This is a genomic window from Catenibacterium sp. AM22-6LB (assembly GCF_003435615.1).
GTDB lineage: Bacteria > Bacillota_I > Bacilli_A > Erysipelotrichales > Coprobacillaceae > Catenibacterium > Catenibacterium mitsuoka_A.
Genome location: NZ_QTUM01000016.1, coordinates 14,862 through 40,289, shown reverse-complemented (window position 1 = coordinate 40,289; position 25,428 = coordinate 14,862). Strand labels below are relative to the sequence as shown.

Annotated in this window: 24 protein-coding genes and 1 pseudogene; 22 read left to right on the top strand and 3 right to left on the bottom strand. The window is 33.5% G+C overall.

Features of this window, described 5'->3' with window-relative positions; translation table 11 throughout:
* Nucleotides 1–186 precede the first annotated feature (186 nt).
* From DW269_RS05240 to DW269_RS05185, 13 genes are all read left to right on the top strand, one after another.
* Nucleotides 187–777 carry a rubredoxin-like domain-containing protein gene (locus tag DW269_RS05240; protein ID WP_117458836.1) on the top strand — a complete coding sequence of 197 codons (591 nt, stop codon included), beginning with the start codon at nucleotides 187–189 and terminating at the stop codon, nucleotides 775–777.
* Between the two features lie 136 nt (nucleotides 778–913).
* Complete coding sequence (locus tag DW269_RS05235; RefSeq protein WP_117458835.1) at nucleotides 914–1,543, top strand: TetR/AcrR family transcriptional regulator; 630 nt, start codon at nucleotides 914–916, stop codon at nucleotides 1,541–1,543.
* 81 nt (nucleotides 1,544–1,624) lie between these two features.
* Nucleotides 1,625–2,371 (top strand): ABC transporter transmembrane domain-containing protein, encoded by a 747-nt coding sequence (locus DW269_RS12935; RefSeq protein WP_233502432.1) that lies wholly within the window; start codon nucleotides 1,625–1,627, stop codon nucleotides 2,369–2,371.
* Nucleotides 2,350–3,372: an ABC transporter ATP-binding protein gene (locus tag DW269_RS12930; protein ID WP_233502431.1), complete on the top strand. Its 1,023-nt coding sequence runs from the start codon at nucleotides 2,350–2,352 to the stop codon at nucleotides 3,370–3,372. The genes DW269_RS12935 and DW269_RS12930 overlap by 22 nt, the downstream gene beginning before the upstream one ends.
* Nucleotide 3,373: 1 nt before the next feature.
* Nucleotides 3,374–5,113, top strand: coding sequence for an ABC transporter ATP-binding protein (locus DW269_RS05225; protein ID WP_117458834.1), 1,740 nt, complete (start codon nucleotides 3,374–3,376; stop codon nucleotides 5,111–5,113).
* A gap of 381 nt (nucleotides 5,114–5,494) precedes the next feature.
* Complete coding sequence (gene hflX, locus DW269_RS05220; protein WP_117458833.1) at nucleotides 5,495–6,703, top strand: GTPase HflX; 1,209 nt, start codon at nucleotides 5,495–5,497, stop codon at nucleotides 6,701–6,703.
* 132 nt (nucleotides 6,704–6,835) lie between these two features.
* Nucleotides 6,836–8,248, top strand: a complete 1,413-nt coding sequence (locus tag DW269_RS05215; protein WP_117458832.1) for a glycoside hydrolase family 1 protein — start codon at nucleotides 6,836–6,838, stop codon at nucleotides 8,246–8,248.
* Between the two features lie 137 nt (nucleotides 8,249–8,385).
* Nucleotides 8,386–9,696 carry an electron transport complex subunit RsxC gene (rsxC, locus tag DW269_RS05210; RefSeq protein WP_117458831.1) on the top strand — a complete coding sequence of 437 codons (1,311 nt, stop codon included), beginning with the start codon at nucleotides 8,386–8,388 and terminating at the stop codon, nucleotides 9,694–9,696.
* Nucleotides 9,697–9,705: 9 nt separating this feature from the next.
* Nucleotides 9,706–10,635 carry an RnfABCDGE type electron transport complex subunit D gene (locus DW269_RS05205; protein WP_117458830.1) on the top strand — a complete coding sequence of 310 codons (930 nt, stop codon included), beginning with the start codon at nucleotides 9,706–9,708 and terminating at the stop codon, nucleotides 10,633–10,635.
* A complete protein-coding gene (locus DW269_RS05200) occupies nucleotides 10,632–11,252 on the top strand; it encodes an RnfABCDGE type electron transport complex subunit G (RefSeq protein WP_199409943.1) in 621 nt (206 codons plus the stop codon). Before DW269_RS05205 ends, DW269_RS05200 begins: the two co-directional genes overlap by 4 nt.
* On the top strand, nucleotides 11,245–11,940 hold the full coding sequence (rsxE, locus tag DW269_RS05195) for an electron transport complex subunit RsxE (protein ID WP_117458829.1): 696 nt from the start codon (nucleotides 11,245–11,247) through the stop codon (nucleotides 11,938–11,940). The genes DW269_RS05200 and rsxE overlap by 8 nt, the downstream gene beginning before the upstream one ends.
* Nucleotides 11,940–12,512, top strand: a complete 573-nt coding sequence (rsxA, locus tag DW269_RS05190) for an electron transport complex subunit RsxA (protein WP_006504681.1) — start codon at nucleotides 11,940–11,942, stop codon at nucleotides 12,510–12,512. Before rsxE ends, rsxA begins: the two co-directional genes overlap by 1 nt.
* 15 nt (nucleotides 12,513–12,527) lie before the next feature.
* Nucleotides 12,528–13,313 (top strand): RnfABCDGE type electron transport complex subunit B, encoded by a 786-nt coding sequence (locus tag DW269_RS05185; RefSeq protein WP_233502430.1) that lies wholly within the window; start codon nucleotides 12,528–12,530, stop codon nucleotides 13,311–13,313.
* 23 nt (nucleotides 13,314–13,336) lie between these two features.
* Here the strand turns inward: DW269_RS05185 and DW269_RS05180 are convergent, their stop codons facing one another.
* Complete coding sequence (locus tag DW269_RS05180) at nucleotides 13,337–14,305, bottom strand: FAD:protein FMN transferase (RefSeq protein ID WP_117458827.1); 969 nt, start codon at nucleotides 14,303–14,305, stop codon at nucleotides 13,337–13,339.
* A 37-nt stretch (nucleotides 14,306–14,342) separates the two neighbouring features.
* On the opposite strand from DW269_RS05180, the gene DW269_RS05175 reads away from it, so the two are divergent.
* From DW269_RS05175 to DW269_RS05150, 6 genes are all read left to right on the top strand, one after another.
* Entirely contained in the window at nucleotides 14,343–14,696 is a 354-nt protein-coding gene (locus tag DW269_RS05175; protein WP_158546307.1) for a NusG domain II-containing protein, read from the top strand.
* Nucleotides 14,665–15,189, top strand: coding sequence for a Gx transporter family protein (locus DW269_RS05170; RefSeq protein WP_233502429.1), 525 nt, complete (start codon nucleotides 14,665–14,667; stop codon nucleotides 15,187–15,189). The genes DW269_RS05175 and DW269_RS05170 overlap by 32 nt, the downstream gene beginning before the upstream one ends.
* A gap of 77 nt (nucleotides 15,190–15,266) precedes the next feature.
* Nucleotides 15,267–16,625: a sodium-dependent transporter gene (locus DW269_RS05165; RefSeq protein ID WP_117458824.1), complete on the top strand. Its 1,359-nt coding sequence runs from the start codon at nucleotides 15,267–15,269 to the stop codon at nucleotides 16,623–16,625.
* Nucleotides 16,626–16,708: 83 nt separating this feature from the next.
* Entirely contained in the window at nucleotides 16,709–18,091 is a 1,383-nt protein-coding gene (locus DW269_RS05160; protein ID WP_117458823.1) for an ROK family protein, read from the top strand.
* Nucleotides 18,092–18,096: 5 nt separating this feature from the next.
* Nucleotides 18,097–19,014, top strand: coding sequence for a toprim domain-containing protein (locus DW269_RS05155; protein WP_117458822.1), 918 nt, complete (start codon nucleotides 18,097–18,099; stop codon nucleotides 19,012–19,014).
* 14 nt (nucleotides 19,015–19,028) lie between these two features.
* Nucleotides 19,029–19,499, top strand: coding sequence for an LURP-one-related/scramblase family protein (locus DW269_RS05150; RefSeq protein ID WP_117458821.1), 471 nt, complete (start codon nucleotides 19,029–19,031; stop codon nucleotides 19,497–19,499).
* Nucleotides 19,500–19,525: 26 nt separating this feature from the next.
* Here the strand turns inward: DW269_RS05150 and DW269_RS05145 are convergent, their stop codons facing one another.
* The gene (locus tag DW269_RS05145) at nucleotides 19,526–20,986 is read right to left on the bottom strand and encodes a C69 family dipeptidase (RefSeq protein ID WP_117458820.1); all 1,461 of its coding nucleotides are present in this window, start codon (nucleotides 20,984–20,986) and stop codon (nucleotides 19,526–19,528) included.
* Nucleotides 20,987–21,100: 114 nt separating this feature from the next.
* On the opposite strand from DW269_RS05145, the gene DW269_RS05140 reads away from it, so the two are divergent.
* Together DW269_RS05140 and DW269_RS05135 are read left to right on the top strand one after the other, a co-directional pair.
* The gene (locus DW269_RS05140) at nucleotides 21,101–21,553 is read left to right on the top strand and encodes an RNA polymerase sigma factor (protein WP_117458819.1); all 453 of its coding nucleotides are present in this window, start codon (nucleotides 21,101–21,103) and stop codon (nucleotides 21,551–21,553) included.
* Nucleotides 21,546–22,661, top strand: a complete 1,116-nt coding sequence (locus DW269_RS05135) for a hypothetical protein (RefSeq protein ID WP_147321682.1) — start codon at nucleotides 21,546–21,548, stop codon at nucleotides 22,659–22,661. The genes DW269_RS05140 and DW269_RS05135 overlap by 8 nt, the downstream gene beginning before the upstream one ends.
* Before the next feature lie 38 nt (nucleotides 22,662–22,699).
* Here the strand turns inward: DW269_RS05135 and DW269_RS05130 are convergent, their stop codons facing one another.
* Nucleotides 22,700–24,751 (bottom strand): translation factor GTPase family protein, encoded by a 2,052-nt coding sequence (locus DW269_RS05130; RefSeq protein WP_117458817.1) that lies wholly within the window; start codon nucleotides 24,749–24,751, stop codon nucleotides 22,700–22,702.
* A 320-nt stretch (nucleotides 24,752–25,071) separates the two neighbouring features.
* Here DW269_RS05130 and DW269_RS05125 point away from each other — a divergent pair.
* A pseudogene (locus DW269_RS05125) lies at nucleotides 25,072–25,428 on the top strand (PTS sugar transporter subunit IIC); the annotation flags it as partial.

The following is a 25,428-nucleotide window of genomic DNA, read 5'->3' as shown; positions in this document are numbered from 1 at the left end:
TAGTTTAACACGGCAAGTTGATAATGTCCCAATTGGGACATTATCAACTTGGATACATTAAGACATTTTCATATTGGAATCAGATATTTACGAAGTATAGAGTCAAACCCATTGACATTAGAGAATAATATGTTATACTTAAATAGTAATCATTCCTAATAAGGAATTAAAAAAGGAGAAAAGAATATGGCAAAATTTGTATGTAAAGTGTGTGGATATGTTTATGAAGGAGATGCAGCACCAGCTGAATGTCCAGTATGTCATGTAGGAGCTGATCAGTTTGAAGAAGTAAAAGGTGAAATGAAATTAGCTGCTGAACATGAATATGGTATTTATGCTAAAACTGTAAAAAATAATCCTGATATCACTGATGAAGATAAGAAATTTATCTTTGATCAGTTAAAAGCAAACTTTGAAGGTGAATGTTCAGAAGTTGGTATGTATTTATGTATGGCAAGAATCGCACATAGAGAAGGTTATCCTGAAATTGGTTTATATTGGGAAAAAGCAGCTTATGAGGAAGCAGAACATGCTGCTAAATTTGCTGAAATGTTAGGTGAAGACTTAGAACCAAATATGAAAGCAACTACTAAGGATAACTTAGCTTGGCGTGTAGACTGTGAATTTGGTGCAACTGCTGGTAAAGTTGAACTTGCTACATGCGCTAAAAAGAATAACTTAGATGCAATTCATGATACAGTTCATGAAATGGCAAGAGATGAAGCAAGACATGGTAAAGCATTAAAAGGTTTATTAGATAGATATTTTGGAAAGTAATTAAATCATAAAGAATTTGAATCTTACTACTTATATGTGGTAAGATTTTTTTTAGTTATTGACAATTAGAAGAAATAAGATAATAATATAACTGTGTTAGATAACACTGTTATATTTTAGAAAGGTACCAAAAAATATGACGACTAAAGCTATCAAAACACAAGAACTCATACTAGAAACTGCGTTGAAACACTTCTTAAAAGAAGGTTATGCAGGTGCATCTTTAAGAAAGATTGTTAAGGATGCAGGACTCACTACTGGTGCATTTTATAAGTATTATCCTACAAAAGAGAAGTTATTTAATGCACTCATTGATCCTTACTTAGAAGATATTTATAAAATCTACGATGAAATAATTGATCAATTTGAAAAACTATCAGCAGACGATCAGACAAACAATATGTCATATTCTGCTGAATGTGGTTTAGACCGTATGATTCACTATTTATATAACCACCATGATCATTTTAAACTATTATTTAAATGTGGAGATAGTGGTAAATATGAAGAGTTTATTCATAATATGGTTGATCGTGAAATAAAAGCAACTTATAAATATCTTGAAACAATGAGACGTGCAGGAATGGATATTCCTGAAGTCAGTGACCTTATGATGCACATGGTTTACACAGGATTCTTCTCATCAATTCTACAAATTATCGAACACGATATCGACAAGGATACTGCAATAAAAATCTTATCTCAGTTAAGAGAGTTTCAAACAGGTGGCTGGGAACGTGTATGGGGCATTAAATTTCCAGCATAATAATAAAGCGGCAATACCGGTAAGCCGCTTATATTATTATCAATGGGTTAGTTAAAACTAACATAAGGAGGAGCTAAACATATGAAGAAAAAATCAACTACTGCCTGGATCTTAGAATGGGCAGGACAGAAAAAGAGTTCCTATGTACTCAGTGTCATACTAGCGATAGGTAATGTAGTATGTAAAATCATTCCCTATTTTATTATTATCGATGTGGTAAAAATGTTTTTAAATGGTTCAAAGAACTTTAATGATTATATGTATGATGCGATTTTAATTGCGGTATCATTTATAATTGCTGAATTATTTCATTCACTCTCTACAACACTATCACATAAAGCCACTTTTACAGTACTTGCAAATATTAGAAAAGCATGCTGTGATAAGCTTGCTCGTGTACCTCTTGGTTATGTAAAAGATACATCATCTGGTACATTTAAAAATATCATGGTTGAAAGAATAGATAGTATTGAAACAACTTTGGCTCATGTTATTCCAGAGTTCACATCCAACTTACTTGGGCCAGTTGTTATATTGATTTATTTCTTTACTATTGACTATAGACTTGCACTTTGGTCACTTGTACCAATTGTAGTAGGGTTTATCTCTTATTTTGGAATGATGCTTGATTTTAAGCCTAATTTTGAGAAAACAGTGAAAGCGACAAAGGATTTAAATGATGCAGCAGTAGAATATATTGATGGTATTGAAGTCATTAAAGCTTTTAGTAAAACAGAAAGTTCTTATGAAAGATTTACTACATCCGCAAAGGCTTATGCCAATTCTTTTATTTCATGGATGCGTAAATGTTCTATATTTCATGCTTAATGATGACTATTACACCTTATACACTTCTTACTGTATTACCGTTAGGTGCTCATTATGTCGCAAATGGTTCACTTACTGTCGATCATTTTATATTATGTATTATTTTATCTCTCAGTATTGCAGGACCTCTTATTACCGCATTTTCTTATACAGATGATCTAGGTAAAATAAGTGTTATTGTAGGAGAAGTTACAGGTATCTTAGACCAAAAAGAACTTGAAAGACCGCAAAAGAGCATAGATATCCCTCATGATAACTCTATTACACTTAAAGATGTAAAGTTCGCTTATCATGATCAGGAAGTTCTTCATGGCATTAATATGTCGCTTCAGGCAGGTAGTGTCAATGCCATTGTAGGACCTTCGGGAAGTGGTAAATCTACGATTGCGAAGCTTATTGCTTCTTTATGGGATGTAGATAGCGGTAGTATTGAAATCGGCGGTGTAGATATAAAAAATATTGCCTTAAACGATTTTAATAAAAGAATAGCTTATGTAGCTCAGGATAATTATCTGTTTAATGAAACAGTCCGCGAAAATATCAGACAAGGAAATCCAAACGCTACTGATGAAGACATAATAGAAGTCACAAAAAAGAGTGGATGTTATGATTTTATTATGCAGTTAGAAAATGGTTTCGATACAATTGTGGGAGGTGCTGGAGGACATCTTTCTGGAGGAGAAAGACAACGCATCTCTATTGCAAGAGCAATGCTCAAAGATGCACCTATTATTATTCTTGATGAAGCTACTGCATATACTGATCCAGAAAATGAAGCAATCCTGCAGAATTCTATCGCAAAGCTTGTGACAGGTAAAACATTAGTAGTCATAGCACATCGACTTTCTACTGTAAAAGACAGTGATCAATTGTTTGTAGTTGATGAAGGAAATATTGTCGCTCATGGTACACATGATGAACTACTTGAAAAATGTCCGCTTTATAGAGATATGTGGAATGCACATATTTCAGTCAAAGATATAGTAAAGGAGGTACAATAATATGTTTGGGATTCTCAATAAATTCTTTAAATTCTCAGGTAAAGAAAATGAAAAGAAATTCAAGATATCTATATTATTAGGCGTCATTGAAGCTCTTTCCTCAGCAATGAAGATACCTGCTATGATGTATATTCTTATGGGATTAATGAATAATCAATCTATGGGAAAGTATATAACTGGTGCCACTTTGATGATGCTATGTGCTATTGTGATTTCTATTATATGTAAGAGATTTTCTACAGTCTTACAGACAGATGGAGGCTATAATGCCAGTGCCTTTACAAGAATCAAGATTGCTGAGCATTTACGTTATCTTCCAATGGGTTATTTTAATGCGAATAGTATTGGTGAAATCTCTTCAGTTACTACAAATACTATGGAACTATTGGGGGATATTGCTGCAAGAGTCGTTATGTTGACAACTCAAGGTATTCTAGAAACTTTTATGATTATCTTGATGATCTTCATTTTTGATTGGCGAATTGGACTTATTTCTATAGCCGGTGTTGCTGTATTCTTCATTATTAATTCTTTAATGCAAAATGCATCAAAGAATTGTTCGGAAGAAAAGGTATTATGTGACACGGAACTTGTAAATCAAATTATGGAATACTTGCAGGGTATATCGGAAGTTAAATCTTATAATTTGCTTGGAAAACAGGCTGAAAAGTTAAATAATGCGAATGAAGCATGTCAGAACATTAATACGAAGATGGAGCTTCTCTTTGTGCCATACCATTTTTTTCAGGGTATTGTGACGAAAGTGACTGCCACTATTATTATCATCGCAAGTGCATCGTTTTATATTGATGGAACAATGAGTGCTATTTATGCGATTGGTATGACTATTTCTTCATTTATGCTTTATTCTAGCTTAGAATGTGCAGGTAATTACTCTTCATTATTACATGTAGTAAGTGTATGTGTAGATAAAGCCAATACGATTTTAAATCTTAATACAATGGATATTGATGGAAAAGAGATTAATCCAGCTCATCATGATATTAAACTAGATCATATAACATTCTCTTATGATCAAAGAAAAATCATTGATGATGTCTCTTTGACTATCCCAGAAAAGACAACAACAGCGATTGTTGGTCCTTCTGGTGGAGGAAAAACCACTCTTTGTAATCTGATTGCAAGATTCTGGGATGTAGATAGTGGAACAGTCACATTAGGTGGTATCAATGTGAAAGATTATAGTATGAATAGCTTAATGAATAATTTCGCATTTGTTTTCCAGAGAGTTTATTTGTTTGCGGATACAATAGAAAATAACATTAAGTTTGGCTGCCAGAATGCGACACATGAAGAAGTTGTTGCAGCAGCAAAGAAAGCATGCTGTCATGATTTTATTAGTGCACTACCAGAAGGGTATAATACACTCATTGGGGAAGGCGGCGCATCATTATCAGGTGGTGAAAAACAACGTATTTCTATTGCGAGAGCTATCATGAAGGATGCACCTATTGTCATATTGGATGAAGCAACAGCCAACGTAGACCCAGAAAATGAAAAAGAGTTAATGGAAGCAGTAGAAGCTCTTACTAAAGAAAAGACAATCATTATGATTGCACATAGATTAAAGACAGTAAGACATGCCGATCAAATTATAGTTATTGATCAAGGTCATATTGCCCAGCAGGGAACTCATGAATCATTAATGAAACAGGATGGTATTTATAAGAGATTTGTAGATGCAAGAGAGAAAGCTGTTAGCTGGAAGATTGCACATTAGAATGTAGGGAAACCTACATTTTTTTCAACGTAAATTATAACTATTTACATACTTATAGTAATATAAACTCATGATATACTAATCTAGAGGAGTAGAAATGCTCCTTCGTATTATAGAACTAGAAGTTATTCAGTAATAACTCTATTTTTTTTATTTTATCTAGAAGGGATATTATATCACTGATGAGAAGTGAATTATTATAACATGAGATATCCATAAGGTAAGCTTGTAAACAATAATTGATAGTTATTACTATTAATGTATCGTTCTTCTCTTCACTAAATAAACATACTGATAATTTATAAACATTAGAAGAATTCTTTTATAAAACTCATGTTATAATGAGTAAAAGTCTAAAGAAAGGAATTCTTCTTTTATTATATGAATAAAGCGATATTAGTTATGACATCGGATAACCCCTTCTACATAGATGAACTTAAATCATTATGTATTGCATGTGATATTGAAGTAGAAGATGTTGTTATTCAGAAATTAGAAAAAATTAATCCTGCCACTTATATTGGTAAAGGTAAAATAGAAGAAATCAGATTAAGATTAGATGGAGAAATGGTTATCTTTGATGATGAACTATCTCCATTACAGGTAAAGAACCTTACCGACCAATTACAAACAGAAGTAACAGATCGTACAGATTTAATTCTTCGTATATTTGAACAGCGTGCACAGACAAAAGAAGCAAAATTACAGGTAGAAATAGCTAGAGACCAATATTTATTACCAAGACTTGCAGGAATGCAGGAACATATGTCACATCAGCAAGGTGGTTCAGGGTTTAGAGGATCTGGTGAAAAACAGATTGAGTTAGATCGTCGTATCATCTCTAGAAAGTTGTCCCGTTCTAGAAAAGAACTGGCACAGATTGTAAAACAAAGACAAACACAAAGAGAAAGACGTAAACGTAATAATGTCCCTGTGATTGCCTTAGTCGGTTATACAAATAGTGGAAAGTCTACTTTGCTTAATACTTTATGTCAGAATAAAGAAAAAAAGGTATTTGAGAAGGATATGTTATTTGCAACATTACAGACTTCTACTAGAAATATAAAGATTAAGAATCATACATGCTTGCTTACTGATACAGTTGGTTTTATTGAACGTTTACCACACAATCTGATTCAGGCATTTCGTTCCACTTTAGAAGAAGTGAAAGAAGCAGATTTATTACTCCATGTTGTTGATTCAAGTTTTGAAGATTATCAATTACAGGTTGATACAACCAATAAGGTATTAGAAGAATTAGGGGTTGAAAATACACCTATGATCTATGTGTACAACAAGGTTGATTTAAATAAGTATGGTTATGTACATCCTGTAACGCCCTATGTTTTTATATCTGCAAAGGAAAAGATTGGTTTAGACTTGTTAGAAGATGAAATAAGTCATATCCTCTTTAAGGATTATGAAACTTTCCAATTAGGTATTCCTTATGATAAGGGGGAAGATTTCAAATATCTCTATGAGCATACTTATGTGGAACAGGTTGACTATCGTGATGATTATATCTATTTACAGATAGAAGCTAAAAGACAGGATATTAAAGACTATCTTATGTACATCCTTTTAAATTAATGAAACGGAGTTTCATTAATAAATCTTTTTTTGTATATTTTATGAAACGTTATAATAATCAACCTTGAAACAGTTTACATTTATGAGGCGTGATTGATAGAATGTATACATAAGATAAAGGAGACACATAAAATGGAAAGAAAAATGCCAAAAGATTTTTACTGGGGTGGTTCAGTATCATCATTCCAGACTGAAGGACACAGAAATGAAGGTGGAAAGGGTGTTTGTATCTATGACGTTAGACCTATGAATCCTGAATTTTCTGACTGGAACGATGCAATTGATGAATACACTCGTTATGATGAAGACATCGCGTTAATGAAAGGTATGGGATTCAACTTCTATCGTTTCTCAATCTGTTGGAGCCGTATCATTCCTAATGGTACATTAGATGAACCAGTAAACGAAGAAGGTGTAAAGTTCTACAGTGATTTAATTGATAAGCTACTTGCTGCAGGCATTGAACCAATGATCACTTTAGTACATTTCGATATGCCTTATCATCTTGTAAAGAACTATAATGGTTTTGCTTCAAGATATGTTGTAGACTGTTTTGAAAGATATGCAAAAGTTTGTATTGAAAGATTCGGTGATAGAGTGAAACATTGGATGTCATTCAATGAACAGAACCTTCATTCAATGATGTTAAGAGTTTCTAACGCTGAAGAAATTCCTGAAGGTGTAAGTCTTCCTAAACATTTATATCAGGTAAACCACAATGTTATGATGGCTCATTGTAAAGCAGTACGTGCTTTAAGAGAAATGCAGCCAGATGCTAAGTTCTGTGGTATGGGTGCAATCACTAATATTTATGCTTATGATAATAGCCCAGAAAATAATTTATTCGCCTCTCAGGCTTATAACTTATTAAATGGTTATCTTGTTGATACATTTGCACAGGGTAAATATCCTGATTACTGGAATGCTTACTTAGAAAATCGTGGATGGATGCCTACATTTGAAGAAGGCGATGAAGAACTATTAAAATATACTGTAGACTATATCGCATTCTCTTATTATCGTTCTAATACAGTTAAGACTGGTGTCTTTGATTATGAAAGACCAGCTTGTGACTGTGTGAATGAACAGCAGATCCAGAATCCTCATTGTGAAGCCAATGAATGGCATTGGGAAATTGATCCAGTTGGATTCAGATGGACTTTAAATGATTTACATCATAGAACAGGTTTACCAGTATTCGTACTTGAAAATGGTATTGGATGGCGTGAAGATATGACTCAGGAAGAAGTAGACAAAATGCTCGCTGAAGGTCGTACAATCGAAGATGATTATCGTATTAATTATCATAGAGACCATATTCGTGAAATGGAAAACGCAATGTTTGAAGATGGTGTAGACTGCTTAGGTTATATTACTTGGGGACCAATCGATATCCTAGCTAGTATGTGTAATATGGATAAGCGTTATGGATTTGTTTATGTTAATAGAACAAATAAAGATTTAAGAGATATGAAACGTATTCCAAAGAAATCTTATAATTATATCAAGAAAGTATTCGAATCTAACGGTGCTGATTTAGACTAATACTTGCTTAGACCATGCTTAATGCATGGTCTTTTTCTATGTGAATTTATAAACGTTTAGTGAATAAATTAACTTAATGTAAAGGCTTTCATTTTTTCTCATATCGTCCTAAAATAGTATTAAAGGAGATTTGAGATATGATTACTTTTAGAGGTGGCGTCCATCCAAATGATGGAAAAGAATATACGAAAGACAAACAAATAGAAAAATTAGAAGCCAGCCAGGAGGTTGTTTTTTTAATGAAACAGCATATTGGTGCTCCAAGTATTCCTGTAGTAAAGGTTAAAGATGAAGTACATGTAGGTACATTGATTGCTAAGGCGGGTGGTTATGTATCAGCCAATATAATGTCTTCTGTCTCTGGTATTGTGAAACGTATTGAAAAAAGACAGGATGCATCAGGTCATTACCAGGATGCAGTCGTTATAGAAAATGATGGAAATTATACTTCTGATTATGAGGCACATGAAAATAATATCGATGCACTTACTTTTGAAGAAAAGATAGAAAAAGTAAAAAATGCAGGTGTAGTTGGCCTAGGTGGAGCAGGCTTCCCCACACATGTGAAGCTCAATGTAAAAGAACCAGAAAAAATAGAATATGTTATTGTGAATGGAGCTGAGTGCGAGCCTTATCTTACATCTGATTATCGTTTGATGCTTGAAAGATCTAAAGAACTGATTGAAGGATTAAGAATCATGTTAACTCTTTATCCTCATGCTGTAGGCTGTATTGGAATTGAAGATAATAAGAAAGAAGCGATTCATACATTAGAAAAATTATGCACACATGAAGAAAGAATAAGCGTTAAAGTATTGAAGACCAAATATCCACAGGGTGGAGAAAGAATGTTGATAGAAGTATTGACTGGAAGAAGACTCAATTCAAAGATGCTTCCTCTTGATGTTGGTTGTATTGTAGATAATGTGGCCACAGTTCTTGCAATTAGAGATGCGATTAAATATGATCGTCCTTTAATTTCTACAGTCATGACACTCACAGGAGATGGCTTGAATACTCCTTGTAATGTAGAGGTTCCTGTAGGAACTGATTTCCAGTTTATTGTTGAATCACGTGGTGGTTTGAAAGAGAATGTAGAGAAAATCATCAGTGGAGGCCCAATGATGGGTATTTCACTTATTTCTCTTCATATTCCTGCAGTAAAGACAAGCAGTTCTATTCTTGCTTTTACTCATGATGAAGTGGCATTAAATATGCCTACAGCTTGTATTAGATGTGGGCGCTGTATAGATGCCTGTCCAAGTCATCTCATTCCTCAAAAGCTTTATCAGGCTTCTTTGAAGAATGATATCAATACATTCATACAGCTGAATGGTATGGAATGTATTGAATGTGGATGCTGCAGTTATGTATGTCCTGCAAAAAGAAATATGACACAGGCTATAAGAAAATGTAAGTCAACTGTTACATCTCTTAAAAGAAAGTAGAGGAATGTTATGAATAAACTATTACATACATCATCATCACCTCATGTACGTGATCAAACAGATACAACACGTATTATGATTGATGTCATTATCGCATTGATGCCTGCAACACTTTATGGTATTTATCAATTTAAGTTAAATGCAGCACTTATTGTCGTTGTATCAGTGCTTACTTGTGTATTATCTGAATATCTATTTGAATACTTTATGAAGAAGCCTATTACAATCAAGGATTGTTCTGCGATTGCAACAGGACTCATTCTTGCATTAAATCTTCCATCCACTGTTCCTTTATGGATACCAGTCATAGGCGCTCTATTTGCGATTATTATCGTAAAACAGTTATATGGTGGGTTAGGACAGAATTTTATGAATCCTGCTTTAGCTGCACGCTGTTTCTTGCTTATTTCATTTACTGGACGAATGACAAATTTCGTCTTTGATGGTGTCACTACTGCAACGCCACTCGCAATTCTTGAAACGAGATCTCATTATGACTTGTTCCGTCTATTTATCGGTACAACAGCTGGGACTATTGGTGAAACATCCACTTTGATGATTTTACTAGGTGGCGCTTATATGTTAGTAAAAAGAGTCATTAAACCAACGATACCAGTGGCTTATCTTCTTTCTTTCTCACTCTTTACTCTTATTTTTTCACCATTCCGTTTTGATTTCTATTATCTCGCATGTCAGTTATGTGGTGGAGGCTTAATGCTTGGCTGCTTCTTTATGGCCACTGATTATGTAACAACACCTATTAATTTTGAAGGCCAGATTGTCTTTGGTGTTTTAATAGGAATACTCACTGGTTTATTTAGATTCTTTGGGACAACCACAGAAGGTGTTTCTTATGCGATTATTCTAGGAAATCTTGTTGTACCTCTTATTGAGAAATATACACTTCTCTATAAAACAAAGAAGGCGGTGGTATCATGAATATAAAGAGAATCATCAAGGATACATGCATCTTATTTATCATTACTATTGTATCTGGATGTCTCCTTGGTTTTGTTTATAATTCTACAAAAGATAAAATAGCCGCAAAACAAGAAGAAACAAAGCTTCTTGCCTATAAGCAGGTTATGAGTGAAGCAGATGATTTCAAGGCTGATTACAGTAAACTCATTCAACAAAGCCCAAAGCTTCTTACAAAAGATTATGGAAAGAATGGTATTGAAATCACCAATGCTTTAGGGGCTTATAAAGATAATAAATTACAAGGCTATGTCATTCAGGTGACTGATAAAGATGGCTTTGGTGGTGAAATAGAACTTATTATTGGAATTGATTTAAACAAACAGATTAAAGGCGTAGAAATCTTATCTATTAATGAAACAGTAGGGCTTGGTATGAACGCGAAGAATGAATCTTTTAGATTACAATATTTGAATAAGAAGGTGGATTCATTTGTCATAACTAAAACAGGTAAAGAGAAAGATAATGAAATTGATTCTCTTTCTAGTGCCACTATTACTTCTAAAGCAGTCACAAATGGTGTCAATGGTGCCCTTGATTTCTATGATCTGTTGAAAGGAGATGGACAACGTGAATAAATATATCAAACCTGTTTATAATGGCATTATTAAAGAAAATCCTACATTTGTCTTGATGTTAGGTATGTGTCCAACTCTTGCTGTCACAACTTCAGCTATGAGTGGGATGGGTATGGGACTTACGACAATGGCTGTACTTATTATGAGTAACTTTGTGATTTCCGCATTACGTAAGATTATTCCTGAACGTGTTAGAATTCCAGCTTATATAGTTATCGTGGCCACTCTTGTGACTGTTGTACAGCTCCTATTACAGGCAAATCTTCCATCTTTATATGATACATTAGGCATTTATATTCCTCTTATTGTGGTTAACTGTATTATTCTAGGCCGTGCAGAAGCATTTGCATCTAAGAATAATCCTATTCTTTCTATATTAGATGGTGTAGGTATGGGTTTAGGATTTACTTTAGCCCTTACTTGTATTGGACTCGTGAGAGAACTTTTAGGTGCTGGTACTGCTTTTGGTTATACAATCATGCCAAAAGCCTATGAACCTATTTCTATTTTTATCATGGCTCCAGGGGCATTCTTTGTCTTATCCATGTTAACCGCAATACAAAATAAATTAAAACTACCAAGTGCAACAAATATTGAACATTCTTCTACACTTGAATGTGGCGGAGATTGCACACATTGTCATGGTATTACTTGCTTTGAAGAATATAAGAAGGAGGTGCAGAAATGATGAAAACATTACTTTTAACTTTAATTAGTGTCTCTTTAGTCAATAACGTTGTTTTATCTCAATTCTTAGGCTTATGTCCATTCTTAGGTGTTTCTAAGAAAATAGAAACAGCAGCAGGTATGGGAGGCGCCGTTATATTCGTTATTACGATTGCCTCAGCTGTCACTTCACTTCTTTATCGATTATTAGTAAAATTCCATGTAGAATATCTAGAAACAATTGCATTTATTCTTATTATTGCAGCACTTGTCCAATTAGTAGAATTATTCTTAAAGAAATATTCACAAGGGCTGTATCAGTCTCTAGGGGTTTATTTACCACTGATTACAACAAACTGTGCCGTACTTGGCGTGGCTTTGACGAATGTACAGAATCATTATAATTTCATTACAAGTGTTGTCGCTGGTTTTGGAACAGCTGTAGGCTTCACTATATCTATTATTATTCTTGCAGGAATTAGAGAAAGAATAGAAGATAATGATATTCCTCATAGCTTCAAAGGGTCTCCTATTGTATTGATTACTGCAGGTTTGATGGCCATTGCCTTTATTGGCTTTTCAGGTTTGATTTAAAGGGGGAGAATGAATATGAAGTCAATTATGATTGCAACTCTCCTTGTTGGTTTGATAGGGCTATTTATTGGAATAGTTCTTGGTATTGCGAGTGAGAAGTTTAAGGTTGTTGTAGATGAAAAAGAACAGAAAATCAGATCTGTTCTTCCCGGCAATAACTGTGGTGCCTGTGGTTATCCAGGCTGTGATGGTTTAGCCCATGCGATTGCAAAAGGAGAAGCACCTAGTAATCAATGTCTTGTAGGAGGTAATGAAGTAGGCGCAAAGATTGCTTCTATTTTAGGACAGCAAGCACAGGTAAGTACACGTTATACAGCCTTTGTGAAATGTAAGGGAACATGTGATAAAGTGACACCTGTGTCTGATTATACAGGTATTAAAGATTGTTTAAGTGCTGCATTAGTACCAGGTAAAGGTGGTAAGATGTGTACTTCAGCCTGTATTGGTTTAGGAAGCTGTGTACAGGCTTGTCAATTTGATGCAATCCATATTGTAGATGGCGTAGCTGTTGTAGATAAGGAAAAATGTAAAGGATGTCAGAAATGTATGGAAGCATGTCCTAATCATCTGATTGAAATGGTACCTTATGAAGCGATACATCGTGTTCAATGTAATTCTCATGATAAGGGACCAGTTGTCACTAAAAGCTGTCAATCAGGTTGTATTGGCTGTCGTTTGTGTACAAAGGTATGTCCAAATGGAGCGATTACTGTCGATGATTTCTTAGCCCATATAGATTATTCTAAATGTACAAATTGTGGGGCATGTGTAGAAAAATGTCCTAGAAAAGTCATTCAATAAAAAAATCCCTTTATTGGGATTTTTTAAGAGTGCTTGAAGTGTGTTGTATAAGTGATTTGATTATTTGTATCAATAAAGCATGCTTCTACATCGTCTAGTGACTCAATGAGTGCTTTACCTTTTTCGAGTCCTAAAGAGAAACATACAGTACTTAATGCATCACCCTGCATTGAAGAAGGGGATACAATAGTGACAGAAGCAAGCCCGTTATCATAACTATAACCCGTACGAGGGTTTAAAATATGATGATAAACATGATGGTTCACTTTCATCTGTCGTTGATAAATGCCACTTGTTACAACTGATTTATCTTCTATTTTAGTACTTATAATAGATTCATCTGTTTTTTGAGGATTGGTGATTCCAATACGATATCCTTCTGTCATCTTATCTCCGATACATAGGATATTACCGCCAAGATTAATCAAGGCATTATTGACTTTATGTTGGATTAAATACTCTTTAAGTTTATCTGCAATATATCCTTTCGCTATTGCACCTAAATCTATTATTGTATTAGGATTTTTATAGAGTATTTTTTTGTGATCACAGATAATATTTTGATAGTTAACTGTTTTAAGATTTTCTTTTATGAGAGTTTCATTGGGTAAAGTTACTTTATCACTATTGAAATCCCATAAAGAACTCACAGCGCCAATCGTAATATCAAAAGCACCATGTGATAACTCACTATAATAAAGTCCCTGTTTAATGACAGAGGCGAGTTCGTTAGAAATAGTTTGGTATTGGGTCTTATTCTTATTATGATTAATTTGATAGAGTTCACTAGAAGTATTTGTGGTAGAGAAGATCAGCTCATATTTCTTACATAAATCAAAGCAGTTATTTAGAATCTTTTTTGAAGATGAATCATATAAAGTAATAGAGACAACTGTATCTAAACAGAACTCTTTCTGAGTAATGGGTTCATTATTAGGCTTACAGCCACTAAGTAAAGAAAAACATAGGATAAGTGAAAGTATTCTTTTCATAAAGCACCTCCTTATTCTATTATACAAGGAGAAAATAATGAAAAACAGAAAATATGATATTTATGTGTTGACTGTTTTATTGATTATAGTTGCTGCTGGTTTTCTTCTTCGTCCTCAGTCAAAAAGTAATATGATTAAAATTACTTTAAACAAAGAAGTTTATGGCTATTATGATCTAAATAAAAATCAAACAATACATATTAATAAAGAGAATACATTAAAAATAGAAAATCATAAAATAAGAATGATTTCAGCCACCTGTCCAGATCATTTATGTATCAAGCAGGGGACAATTAATAAAAAAGGGCAGAGTATCATCTGTCTTCCTCATAAACTCATTGTAGAGGTGGTGTCAGGAGGTGAAAACAAACAGAATGATCAAGCATACTAGAGTCAGACAATTATGCTTTCTTGCAATATTTTGTACTATATCCATCATATTAAATTATATAGAAATGTTGTTTCCTGTTTATTTAGGAATCCCTGGCACAAAACTTGGCTTAGCTAATATTGTGTCTTTGACAATTCTTTTATGCTTTGGATTTAAATATGCATTGGGTGTCGCATTGCTTCGTATCTTTATTATAGGAATCACATTCACAAATCCTTATATGATGATTTATAGCTTAGCTGGAGGATTTCTTTCTATTAGTATTATGGCATTGATGGTAAAGACACATCTCTTCTCAAATATCGTTGTTTCTATAGTAGGAGGTGTATCTCATAATATAGGGCAGTTACTTGTTGCCTTTGTCTTCTTTTCTACCTCTGCCTTTATCTATTATCTTCCATATCTGATATTACTTGGTATTGTATCAGGTACGGTGGTAGGAATAATTGCACAAATTGTATATCACAAAATAAAAAGGCATATTATTGGGTAAAATATAGGAGTGAAACATTTCCATATTTTTATGTATATGTTATTATAAGGCGGTATGTTTAAAAGAAGGGTGAAATTATGAAAGAACGTGAACAATTTAAATCGAGAATAGGCTTCCTGCTTCTTTCGGCAGGATGTGCTATTGGTATTGGAAATGTATGGAGATTCCCTTATGTTGTAGGACAAAATGGTGGAGGAATCTTTGTCTTCTTCTATTTGATTTTCTTGCTTCTTATTGGTGTTCCAATTCTAAGCATGGAATTCTCTGTAGGACGTGCAAGTGCTAAAAGTCCAGTTAAAGCTTATCAAACTTTAGAAAAGCCAGGACAGAAGTGGCATTTACATGGTTATGTTGGGTTATTAGGTAACTTCTGTTTAATGATCTACTATACTACAGTGTCAGGATGGATGTTGAACTATTTCTATAAGTTCTTAACAGGTGGATTTACAGGAGTCAAAACATCTCAGGTTGCATCAGTTTTCCAAAATGTATTATCTAGTCCATCTCAGAATGTATTCTGGATGATAGTAGTTGTTGTTATTGGTATGTTAGTATGTTCAATGGGATTACAGAACGGTGTAGAAAGAATTACAAAAGTCATGATGATTGGCTTACTTGGACTCATTGTAGTTCTTGCAGTACATGGGTTAACACTAGATAATGCGATGGCAGGTGTTAAATTCTATTTATATCCAGACTTTAATAAGATCAAACATATTGGCTTATTAAATGTAATCGTAGCGGCAATGAACCAGTCTTTCTTTACTTTAAGTATTGGTATTGGTTCAATGGCGATATTCGGTAGCTATTTAAAGAAAGATAAAACTCTTTTAGGGGAAGCAGTGAATGTTGCAGTGTTAGATACATTTGTCGCTATTGTGGCAGGTCTTATCATCTTTCCAGCATGTTTCTCATTTGGAGTAAATCCTGACAGTGGTCCAAGTCTTATCTTTATTACTTTACCTAATGTCTTTTTATCAATGACAGGAGGTAGAATCTGGGGTGCTCTATTCTTCCTATTTATGGCTTTCGCATCATTATCTACAGTCATTGCAGTATTTGAAAATATTATTGCCTGCACAATGGAATTATGGAACATCACAAGAAAGAAATCAGTAATCATTAATTTAATTCTTATTACTGTATTCTCATTACCTTGTGCTTTAGGTTTTAATGTCCTTGACTTCTTGCAGCCTCTTGGCAGTGGTTCAACAATATTAGATTTAGAAGACTTTATCGTAAGTAATCTTCTCTTACCACTTGGTTCTCTTGTTTATTTATTATTCTGTACATCTCGCTTAGGATGGGGATTCAAGAATTATCAAACAGAAGCCAATATGGGTGATGGTCCTAAGATTCAGAACTGGATGCAGGGTTATCTTACAATTATATTGCCTATTGCGGTCATATTCGTATTTATCAGCAGTTTGATTTAAACAGTGGATTCCACTGTTTTTTTCTTTAGAGAATTCTTCTTAATATGAGTATAATATAAATAGAGAGAGAAAGGAGGCTTTTTATGACAAAGCAACAATATCAATTATGGATTTTAGAACATCAATCAGATGATTATATTTTAGAAAGAAAGAATGAAGATCTTATACAGCTTGATACATCCTATGCAGTAGCTTCTGTACAATTTTCTTCTATTGAAGACAATACACTAGTAGAAATTTCTATTGTTTCAAAGAAGGATGAGCGTACTAAATTTTATCTTCATTTTGAATTGAAGGAAGAAGAACATGCTAAAAAACTCTTTGATGAGATGGTTAAAACGCTGATTCGCTTAAAGGGCGAAAAGAAAGTCAGAGTATTATTATCTTGTTCTGCTGGTTTAACAACTTCGATGTTTGCATCTATGCTTACTGAAGCGACTGATACGTTAGGATTAGATTATGAATTTAATGCAGTAAGTTATATGAATATTTATGAAGAGGCGGATCATTATGATTTAATACTGATTGCACCTCAGATTGGCTATATGCTGAATCGTTTAAGAAGCAGTCTCCCCGATCATCTTATTCTACAGATACCTACAGCTTATTTTGCATCCTATAATACAGGAGAAACAATACAGTTTATACAAGAATCATTGAATGATTATTGTAGAAAGAAAAACGAAAATAAGAAAAAAATATGTCATTGTAAGAAATCTCAAAAGCGTATTTTATCCATTGTTCTTCAAATCAATAAAAATAAGCAGCGTATCTCTTATCGTCTTTATAATAAGAATGAGGTACTAGATGAAAATCTGATTATCAAACCTACCTATAGAATTCAGGATCTTTATGATATTATTGATACACTCTTATTAAAGTACACTTTTATTGATTGTATTAGTATTGCGACACCAGGCATTGTGAATGATAATAAGCATTTTGTAGACGCTTATACAGGAAGTATTATTGATATTCATGAATCATTTGAAGAAAAATATCATATAAGTACATATGTATTTAATAATGCGAATGCTGCCTGTGTAGGCTTTTCTTTAGAGCATCCTGAATATTCTCATATTATTTTTCATTCTCAGCCATTTGGTGCTGGTCATGGAGGACAGGGAATCATTGCTAATAAGATGCTTCTTACAGGATATAAAGGTATTGCAGGAGAGTTAAGGTATTATCTTCATCGTATGCAGTTGTCTGATGATGAAAATAAGCTGATCTGGACAGAAGCAGGGGCTTTAGAAGTTGTTACAAAAGCTTTATTACCTTCTATTATTACAATAGGACCAGAGGCAGTGGCTATCAGTTGTCGTATGACGCCGGATATGAAGGAAATAAAGAAGACACTTTCTTCTTTCATCCCAGAAGAGTATCTTCCAGAATTTTATTCTATTCAGGATCCTATTCCTTATATGCTAGATGGTCTTGCTCATCTTGCTGATGAAATAATTTAAAGACTATGAAAAGAAGCCGTATAGAACATGTGAAGAAATATAGTATGCTTTCTCTTGTAGAAGATTTAGGCTTTACTCTTGTTTATGAGAGTTCTAATTACTATCATCTCGAGGAACATGATTCATTAAAAATTAGAGTAAATATCAATAGATTCTATTGGTATTCAAAAGGATTTGGAGGAGACACGATTACATTATGCCAGACATTGGGGTTAGAAAAGAATTCAGAATTTCATTCTTTTATCTATACGATTCTTTATCTGGAAATGAGAATGTATAAGAATCCTCATCATGAATTTAAAAAGATTAAAAGACAAGAGAGAAAACTATATTTGCCTTGTAAAGATATCAATAATAAGAAGGTCTATTATTATTTATATGAAAGAGGCATTAGTCTCAATATTATTGATTATTTTATTGATCATGATTATCTCTACCAGGAAGCAGTGCACCATAATCTTGTCTTTGTATCTTATAAAGGAAGTCAACTAGTATTTATAAGTAAAAGGGGAAGTATCAAGAATAATCGCTATATGCGTGAGCAGGCAGGAAATGATTATAACCATTGTTTTTATATATCGTATAACTCTTCACTGCTTATTGTGACTGAATCTATTATTGATATGATGTCTCTAATGACTCTTACAAATAACTTTAAGAAGTATGATTATCTATCACTTAATTCTGTCTCTCATTATCGTGCACTCTTTTATCATTTAGAACATCAACCAATAGAAAGAGTCTTATTAAGATTAGACAATGATCAAGCAGGAAGACAGGCTGTTCATACAATCGTTGATATTTTAAATAAGAACTATCCCTCTATCGAAATAGATATAGCCTATCCTTATAGGCATAAAGATTGGAATGATTATCTTGTCTATGGTATTAAGCATAAAGAAAATGATATAATTGTATTCTAGAGAGGATAAATGATATGAAACTTATATTAAAACAAAGAATTTTCAGTCTGATGGATAGTTATGATATCTATGATGAATATGATCAGGTTGTCTATAAAGTCAGCAGTCGTCTTTCATGGGGTCATAAATTAGATGTATATGACTCATCAGGTCATTGTCTAGCAACCATTAAAGAAGAAATCTTGACATTCATGCCAAGATTTAGTATCTACATAGATGATCATTATATCGGTTCATTCCAAAAGAAAATCAGCTTATTTCCTAAATATGTTTTAGAATTTAATGACTGGTCTATTAATGGAGATTTCATGAACTGGAATTACACTATAAGTGATTCTTATCATGAAATTGCGACTATATCAAAAGAACTATTTCATTTTACAGATGTCTATGTCATTGATGTTCACAATAGCCAGGATGCACTTTATGCATTACTAGTAGTACTAGCAATAGATGCTGAAAAGTGTTCAGCCTCAAATAACTAAAAAAAAAGAAGCCGAGGCTTCTTTTCTTATGCATCAGAACGGGCAAATTTATTCTTCATAGTAAAGCTTAATTCATCTAAGACAAGATGTAATGTCTTTGAAGTTTCCTTCTTCAACATATCAGCTGCCTTTTGATTGGCTTCATGTCTTAGCTCTGTTTTTCTTGCTTCATCTGTTTCTTTTTCAATTAGTTCATCATATGTATGAATAATATGATGTGAATGAGATTGTACCACTCTTTGATAACGTTCAATATGGATGGCTGATTGTTTATCACATGCATCAGCCATAGCTCCTATAAGTCTATTGGCCCAATAGAAGTTATCAGTAGATACTTCACCTGTTGTATTACTGTAATATTCAGGTACGGTATCAATATGAATATATAATGGAACAAGTGTATTGAATACATTTGAACCAAATGTAAACCATTCAATAGGTTCCTGTCCCTGTCTTACCTGTAATACAGATAAGAAGTCGTTTCTATTGATTCCTACAGGACGTAATGCACCTTTATTAGATAAATCTCCACGCGTAATATATGGATCATAAGGCGTATTCTGGAAATGAGTTGATAATGCATATTTTACATCTTCAACAGTAATCTTTCTTTCAGGTACCATAGTCCAAGGAATATCATCAGAAAATGGTGTAAAGTCTGCATTTTCTCCATCCCATTTATAAGTATGTGGATTTAAATAACGTCTAATAAACCAATCACGTGGTGTGTTATAGACATGATCTGAATCATCATGTGAACCAAATGCATAACGTGCATTAAATGAATCATCTAGATTTAAACATAAATGATTCTTTTCAATAAATTCCTTTAAATCATCACTACATAAATGATTTTCTTGAGTAGTAAAAGCATCCTTTAAATCAAATGTATCAATACCTAACTGGTTAGGCATTACAACATAAGCATCATCAGGAACTCTTCTTGCAATCCAATGATGACCACCAATAGTTTCTAACCACCAGATTTCATCATGATCAGAGAAGGCAATTCCGTTCATTTCATATGTTCCATACTTTTCTAGTAATGAACCAAGTCTTAAAACACCTTCTCTTGCACTATGAATATAAGGTAATACAAGATAGACAATATCTTCTTCACCAATACCGCCTGGTGTATTTGTTTCTTCATCATATTCTACAAGTGGATCAGCCCCTAATACACGAGGATTAGAAGTGATTGTTTCTGTCGCTGTCATTGCGACTTCGGCTTCATTAATTCCACTTGCTGCCCAGATACCTTCACCTTTTAAGGCATTTGGCATCGCAGTATATCTCATTGGATTATCAGGTAATTGAATCTTTAAATGAGATAATACTGTTTCATATTCTCTTTTTTGTTGTTCTGGATGAATCACTGCAAGTTTCTTTGGTGTAAATCTTGTAGACTGTGAATCATCATTTCTTGCGATTAAGGTAGAACCATCATAAGATGCATTCTTACCTACTAGTAATGTCGTACATGGCATACATTCTCTCCTCCTTGTAGACTTTATTATAGACCCTAAAGTAAAATAATTCAGCACATATGTGCAACCAAATGGAGGAAATCATCGTATTAATAGTGAAGGGAGGAAAATATCATGACAATAGAAGATGTAATTGATACCTATGGGGATATGGTGACTCGCATTTGTATCATGAATTTGAGAAATAGCGACGATGCGAAAGACTGTTTTCAAGAAGTTTTCATTAAACTCTATAAGCACGGCATGATAGAAGACCCTGATTATCTAAAACACTGGCTGATTCGTGTCACAATCAATACATGTAAGGATTATCGTCGTGTTTTCTATAAGAAGACAATTAATATAGAAGATGTGCTTATACAAGATGGAAAGAAGGATTATGTATTGCTTCCTGTGATATTAGATATGCCAACGCGTTATAAGAATGTACTTTATCTATATTACTATGAAGGATATAAAACAGATGAAATTTCAGAAATATTAAAGATGAATATCAATACAGTGAAATCAAGATTAAAAAGAGGAAGGGAGATACTAAAGAAGAAAGTGGGTGAGGATGATGAATAAATGGAAGGAATTTGATGATATTCAAACGCCAGAAGATTGGAAGAAGATCACATATACACAAAAGAAAAAACATTATTCATTTTCTATGGTTTTAACAGCTGTTATTGTATGTATTTCTTTAATAACTGTCAGTGCATTTCATTCTGATATGTCAGAATGGCTGACAAATCACTTTTCTAAAGATGATATTCATCCTGTTGAGAATGTGGCTTTTAAGGATATCAGCTGGGGTGAGGCTCCTTTTGGATATACATATACCAAGGATGATAAAATAAAAAATATTTATCTTATGCATCATAATCAAATCAAACTACAAAAACCACGTACATATAAGGGTGTTTATAAGAAACCATTCTCTTTTAAGTATGTGCGTTATCACCATGATATTTTTATGTATGATTTTTCAGAAAACATATGGTATGGTGTTAATCGTATATTTAACAATACTGTCTATTTATCTACAAAAGAGAATGATATCATTGCCTTGAATATGAAGACAGGAAATATTGAAGCAATAACCACTGATCATCGCTCTGTAAATCCATACCTATCACCTCATGGACGTTATCTACTTATTAATAAGCAGGATGAGTATTGGACAATCTATGATACAGTCAATAAGACAGAAAAAATTGTGCCTGATATATGTGGGCATGCTTTATCAAATGAACATTCATTTTATGGTGATGATTATATTATTACTTATGGTGATGATTATACGATTGTGATTGATTGTGCAACGCAGAAGGTGGTTGAAAAATGGAATGGTATTACTGAATTTGCATCTGCATTTGAATTAGTAGATAATACAATCATTAATCATGTCACTAGAAAGAGTTGTGAAATAAAGGAAGAAAATTATCGTATAAAAATTGCAAGTTCTACAAGTCAATATCTTCTTATCACAAATGAAAATGAAGATTCTTTCTATGATAAGCATGTCAATTATTATCTCTACGATATTCAAAAGAATAGCTATGTCCCATTATCTTTACCATTTAAAAATGGTGTTGATATTTCACTCTATGAATATGAAGGAGAAAACAAATTGATCATCTATGATGATAAACAAAGCTATTTAGTCAATCTTCAATCATTGTTCCAATAGAAAAGCGAGGGAGTTTTAAATTAAACTCCCTCACTTCATTATTTGTTTAAAATCTTTTTTACTACATTTGCAGGTGCAAATTCATAATCAAGGAATTCCATTTCAAATACACCCTGACCTTGAGTCATAGAACGAAGATCAACTGCATAGTTCATCACTTCGCTCATAGGTGCTTCTGCAATAATCTTAATTAATCCATCTTCAAATACATCAGAACCGATGACTCTCGCACGTAATGTATTTAAATGACTCATAATATCACCTGTAAACTCATCATCAATAATAACCTTCATCTTCATATATGGTTCAAGTAATGCAGGCTCTGCCTTAGGCATCGCTTCCTTGAAGCACATAGATGTTGCAGTCTTAAAGGCCATTTCAGAAGAGTCAACAGAATGATAGGCACCATCAATAAGAGTTGCTTCAATACCTAATACTGGATAACCACCTAAGCATCCTGCTTTTACACTTTCAATAAGTCCCTTTTCAACTGCAGGAAAATAAGTACGAGGTACAGCACCACCAAATACTTCTTCCTTAAAAATATAAGGCTTATCATAATCACGAGAAGGTTTGAAAGTAATTTCTACTTCACCAAACTGTCCATGACCACCAGATTGTTTCTTATATCTTGTTCTTTGAGTCACTTCCTTTTTGATTGTTTCACGATAAGGAATCTTGACATCTTCAAACTTTGCTTCTACCTTAAATCTTGCTTTTAATTTATTAAGCACTGTATCAAGATGAATATCACCAATACCAGATAAGCATTGTTGCTTTGTTTCTTCGTTATATTCATAAACTAAAGTAGGATCCTCTTCGAGTAATCTATTAATCGCATTCGCAATCTTTTCTTCATTACTCTTACCAAGAGGTACAATCGCTTTCTTATAATATGGTTTAGAATATTCTGTATCAGGAATAAGAATAGGAGAACGTGGATCACATAATGTATCATTTGTATGACATGTAGTTGAACGTGTAAATGCACCAATTTCCCCTGCATGAAGTTTATCTACTTCAATCAAGTTTTTACCCATAGGCTGATAAATCTTCACAATTTTTTCATCTTCTTTTTCTTTTGGATTATAAAGAGTCATACCTGCATATAAAGTACCACTTGTTACTTTGAAATATGAAGTCTTACCTACAAATGGGTCAGTGATTGTCTTGAAGACAAATAAGCTTGTAGGCGAATCTTCATTACATTCTAAGATCTTTTCATCATCTTTCTTTAAATCCTTTACAATAAGTGCATTCTTTGGATGATTGGCTGAATCAAAGAAAGCACACATAGAATTCAAGATAATACTAATACCAATACGATCAGTACCACAAAGTACAGGAATCAAACTACCATCAGTTACACCCTGTCTTAATGCATTAGAAATCTCTTCTTTTGTGAAAGGTTCTTCTTCTAAATACTTTTCAAGTAATTCATCACTTGTATTGGCCACGGCTTCATCAATCATTGCCTTGATTGGTAATACTTCATCCATCATATCTTCAGGAATAGGGGCAACATGCGTCTGACCATTTTCAAACATACGTCCTTCCATCTTTGCGACATTGACATAACCAACCATCTTATTATTATCCATGATTGGTACCTGTATTGGGGCAATACCCTTACCATAAGTATCCTTTAACTGCTGAAGCTTTGTAGGATAATCGCTATTTGGGTTATCTAATCCATTAATATAGATGATCTTACCTTTATCTCTTGCCTTATACATTGCCTGTTTTGTACCTGCTGAAATACCCGCATAACTTGGACAAATAATTAAAGCAGATTCACAAACAAATAAAGCTGCTTCTGTTTCACCTACGAAGTCAAAAGTACCAGGAACATCTATTAAATTAATCTTACAGTTATCCCATTCAATCGGTACGATTGATAAATTAATAGAAGACTGACGTGCAATCTCCTCAGCACTATAGTCACTAATTGTATTACCACTTTGGATATTACCAATCTGACCAATTGCTCCAGCGCGGTAAGCCATTGTTTCTACTATACTTGTCTTCCCACATCCAGAATGTCCTAAAACAGCTACATTTCCAATTTCGTGCGCATGATAATCTCTCATAAACATCTACCACCTTTCTAATGCACTTCTATGTAATGTAAATCTATACAAATATTTTATCATACATCATTTTAATAATGGAAAATAATCACTGTTTAAAAAAAAGTTTTCTAAAATAAGGAGTGAAAGGTTATAATTGAAATGAAAGTACATTGGTAAATAGATTATAACTGTATCATATTTACAAGATAATGATATGCAAAAAAGAGTTCTTTGTAACAATCGTGCTCGTGATAGCGCATCCATGGACTTACATTTTAAATTGTGTAAAATAGTACCTGTACAAGAGTTACGCCGACTCTTGAAAGGGAGGAAATTAAATGGACGCTTTTGCTGATAAGCTAGGACGTGTCGGTGCTTGGTGTGGTCAGAATAAGTACTTGAATGCAATCAAGAATGCATTCCAGAACTTCATGCCAGCTACAATCTCAGGTGCCGTTGGTGTTCTTTGGACAAACGTTTTAGTAAATGATTCAACAGGTTTAGGTGCTTTATGGTCTCCAATCATGGCTCTTAAAGTTCTTAACCCTATCTTTGCTGCTATGCAGTATGCTACAATCTCATGTATTACTATCGGTATTACTATGCTTCTTGCTTCTGAAATTGCTGAAGCAAATGGTGAAACAGGATCTTACCCAGCTGTTTTAGGATTCATCTTATGGATGATGGTTACTCCT

Excerpts from the sequence above, each read along its gene's own strand:
- DW269_RS05240 (WP_117458836.1), top strand. The coding sequence starts at position 187 with ATGGCAAAATTTGTATGTAAAGTGTGTGGATATGTTTATGAAGGAGAT.
- DW269_RS05235 (WP_117458835.1), top strand. The coding sequence starts at position 914 with ATGACGACTAAAGCTATCAAAACACAAGAACTCATACTAGAAACTGCG.
- DW269_RS12935 (WP_233502432.1), top strand. The coding sequence starts at position 1,625 with ATGAAGAAAAAATCAACTACTGCCTGGATCTTAGAATGGGCAGGACAG.
- DW269_RS12930 (WP_233502431.1), top strand. The coding sequence starts at position 2,350 with ATGTTCTATATTTCATGCTTAATGATGACTATTACACCTTATACACTT.
- DW269_RS05225 (WP_117458834.1), top strand. The coding sequence starts at position 3,374 with ATGTTTGGGATTCTCAATAAATTCTTTAAATTCTCAGGTAAAGAAAAT.
- hflX (WP_117458833.1), top strand. The coding sequence starts at position 5,495 with ATGAATAAAGCGATATTAGTTATGACATCGGATAACCCCTTCTACATA.
- DW269_RS05215 (WP_117458832.1), top strand. The coding sequence starts at position 6,836 with ATGGAAAGAAAAATGCCAAAAGATTTTTACTGGGGTGGTTCAGTATCA.
- rsxC (WP_117458831.1), top strand. The coding sequence starts at position 8,386 with ATGATTACTTTTAGAGGTGGCGTCCATCCAAATGATGGAAAAGAATAT.
- DW269_RS05205 (WP_117458830.1), top strand. The coding sequence starts at position 9,706 with ATGAATAAACTATTACATACATCATCATCACCTCATGTACGTGATCAA.
- DW269_RS05200 (WP_199409943.1), top strand. The coding sequence starts at position 10,632 with ATGAATATAAAGAGAATCATCAAGGATACATGCATCTTATTTATCATT.
- rsxA (WP_006504681.1), top strand. The coding sequence starts at position 11,940 with ATGAAAACATTACTTTTAACTTTAATTAGTGTCTCTTTAGTCAATAAC.
- DW269_RS05185 (WP_233502430.1), top strand. The coding sequence starts at position 12,528 with ATGAAGTCAATTATGATTGCAACTCTCCTTGTTGGTTTGATAGGGCTA.
- DW269_RS05180 (WP_117458827.1), bottom strand. The coding sequence starts at position 14,305 with ATGAAAAGAATACTTTCACTTATCCTATGTTTTTCTTTACTTAGTGGC.
- DW269_RS05175 (WP_158546307.1), top strand. The coding sequence starts at position 14,343 with ATGAAAAACAGAAAATATGATATTTATGTGTTGACTGTTTTATTGATT.
- DW269_RS05165 (WP_117458824.1), top strand. The coding sequence starts at position 15,267 with ATGAAAGAACGTGAACAATTTAAATCGAGAATAGGCTTCCTGCTTCTT.
- DW269_RS05160 (WP_117458823.1), top strand. The coding sequence starts at position 16,709 with ATGACAAAGCAACAATATCAATTATGGATTTTAGAACATCAATCAGAT.
- DW269_RS05155 (WP_117458822.1), top strand. The coding sequence starts at position 18,097 with ATGAAAAGAAGCCGTATAGAACATGTGAAGAAATATAGTATGCTTTCT.
- DW269_RS05150 (WP_117458821.1), top strand. The coding sequence starts at position 19,029 with ATGAAACTTATATTAAAACAAAGAATTTTCAGTCTGATGGATAGTTAT.
- DW269_RS05145 (WP_117458820.1), bottom strand. The coding sequence starts at position 20,986 with ATGCCATGTACGACATTACTAGTAGGTAAGAATGCATCTTATGATGGT.
- DW269_RS05140 (WP_117458819.1), top strand. The coding sequence starts at position 21,101 with ATGACAATAGAAGATGTAATTGATACCTATGGGGATATGGTGACTCGC.
- DW269_RS05135 (WP_147321682.1), top strand. The coding sequence starts at position 21,546 with ATGAATAAATGGAAGGAATTTGATGATATTCAAACGCCAGAAGATTGG.
- DW269_RS05130 (WP_117458817.1), bottom strand. The coding sequence starts at position 24,751 with ATGAGAGATTATCATGCGCACGAAATTGGAAATGTAGCTGTTTTAGGA.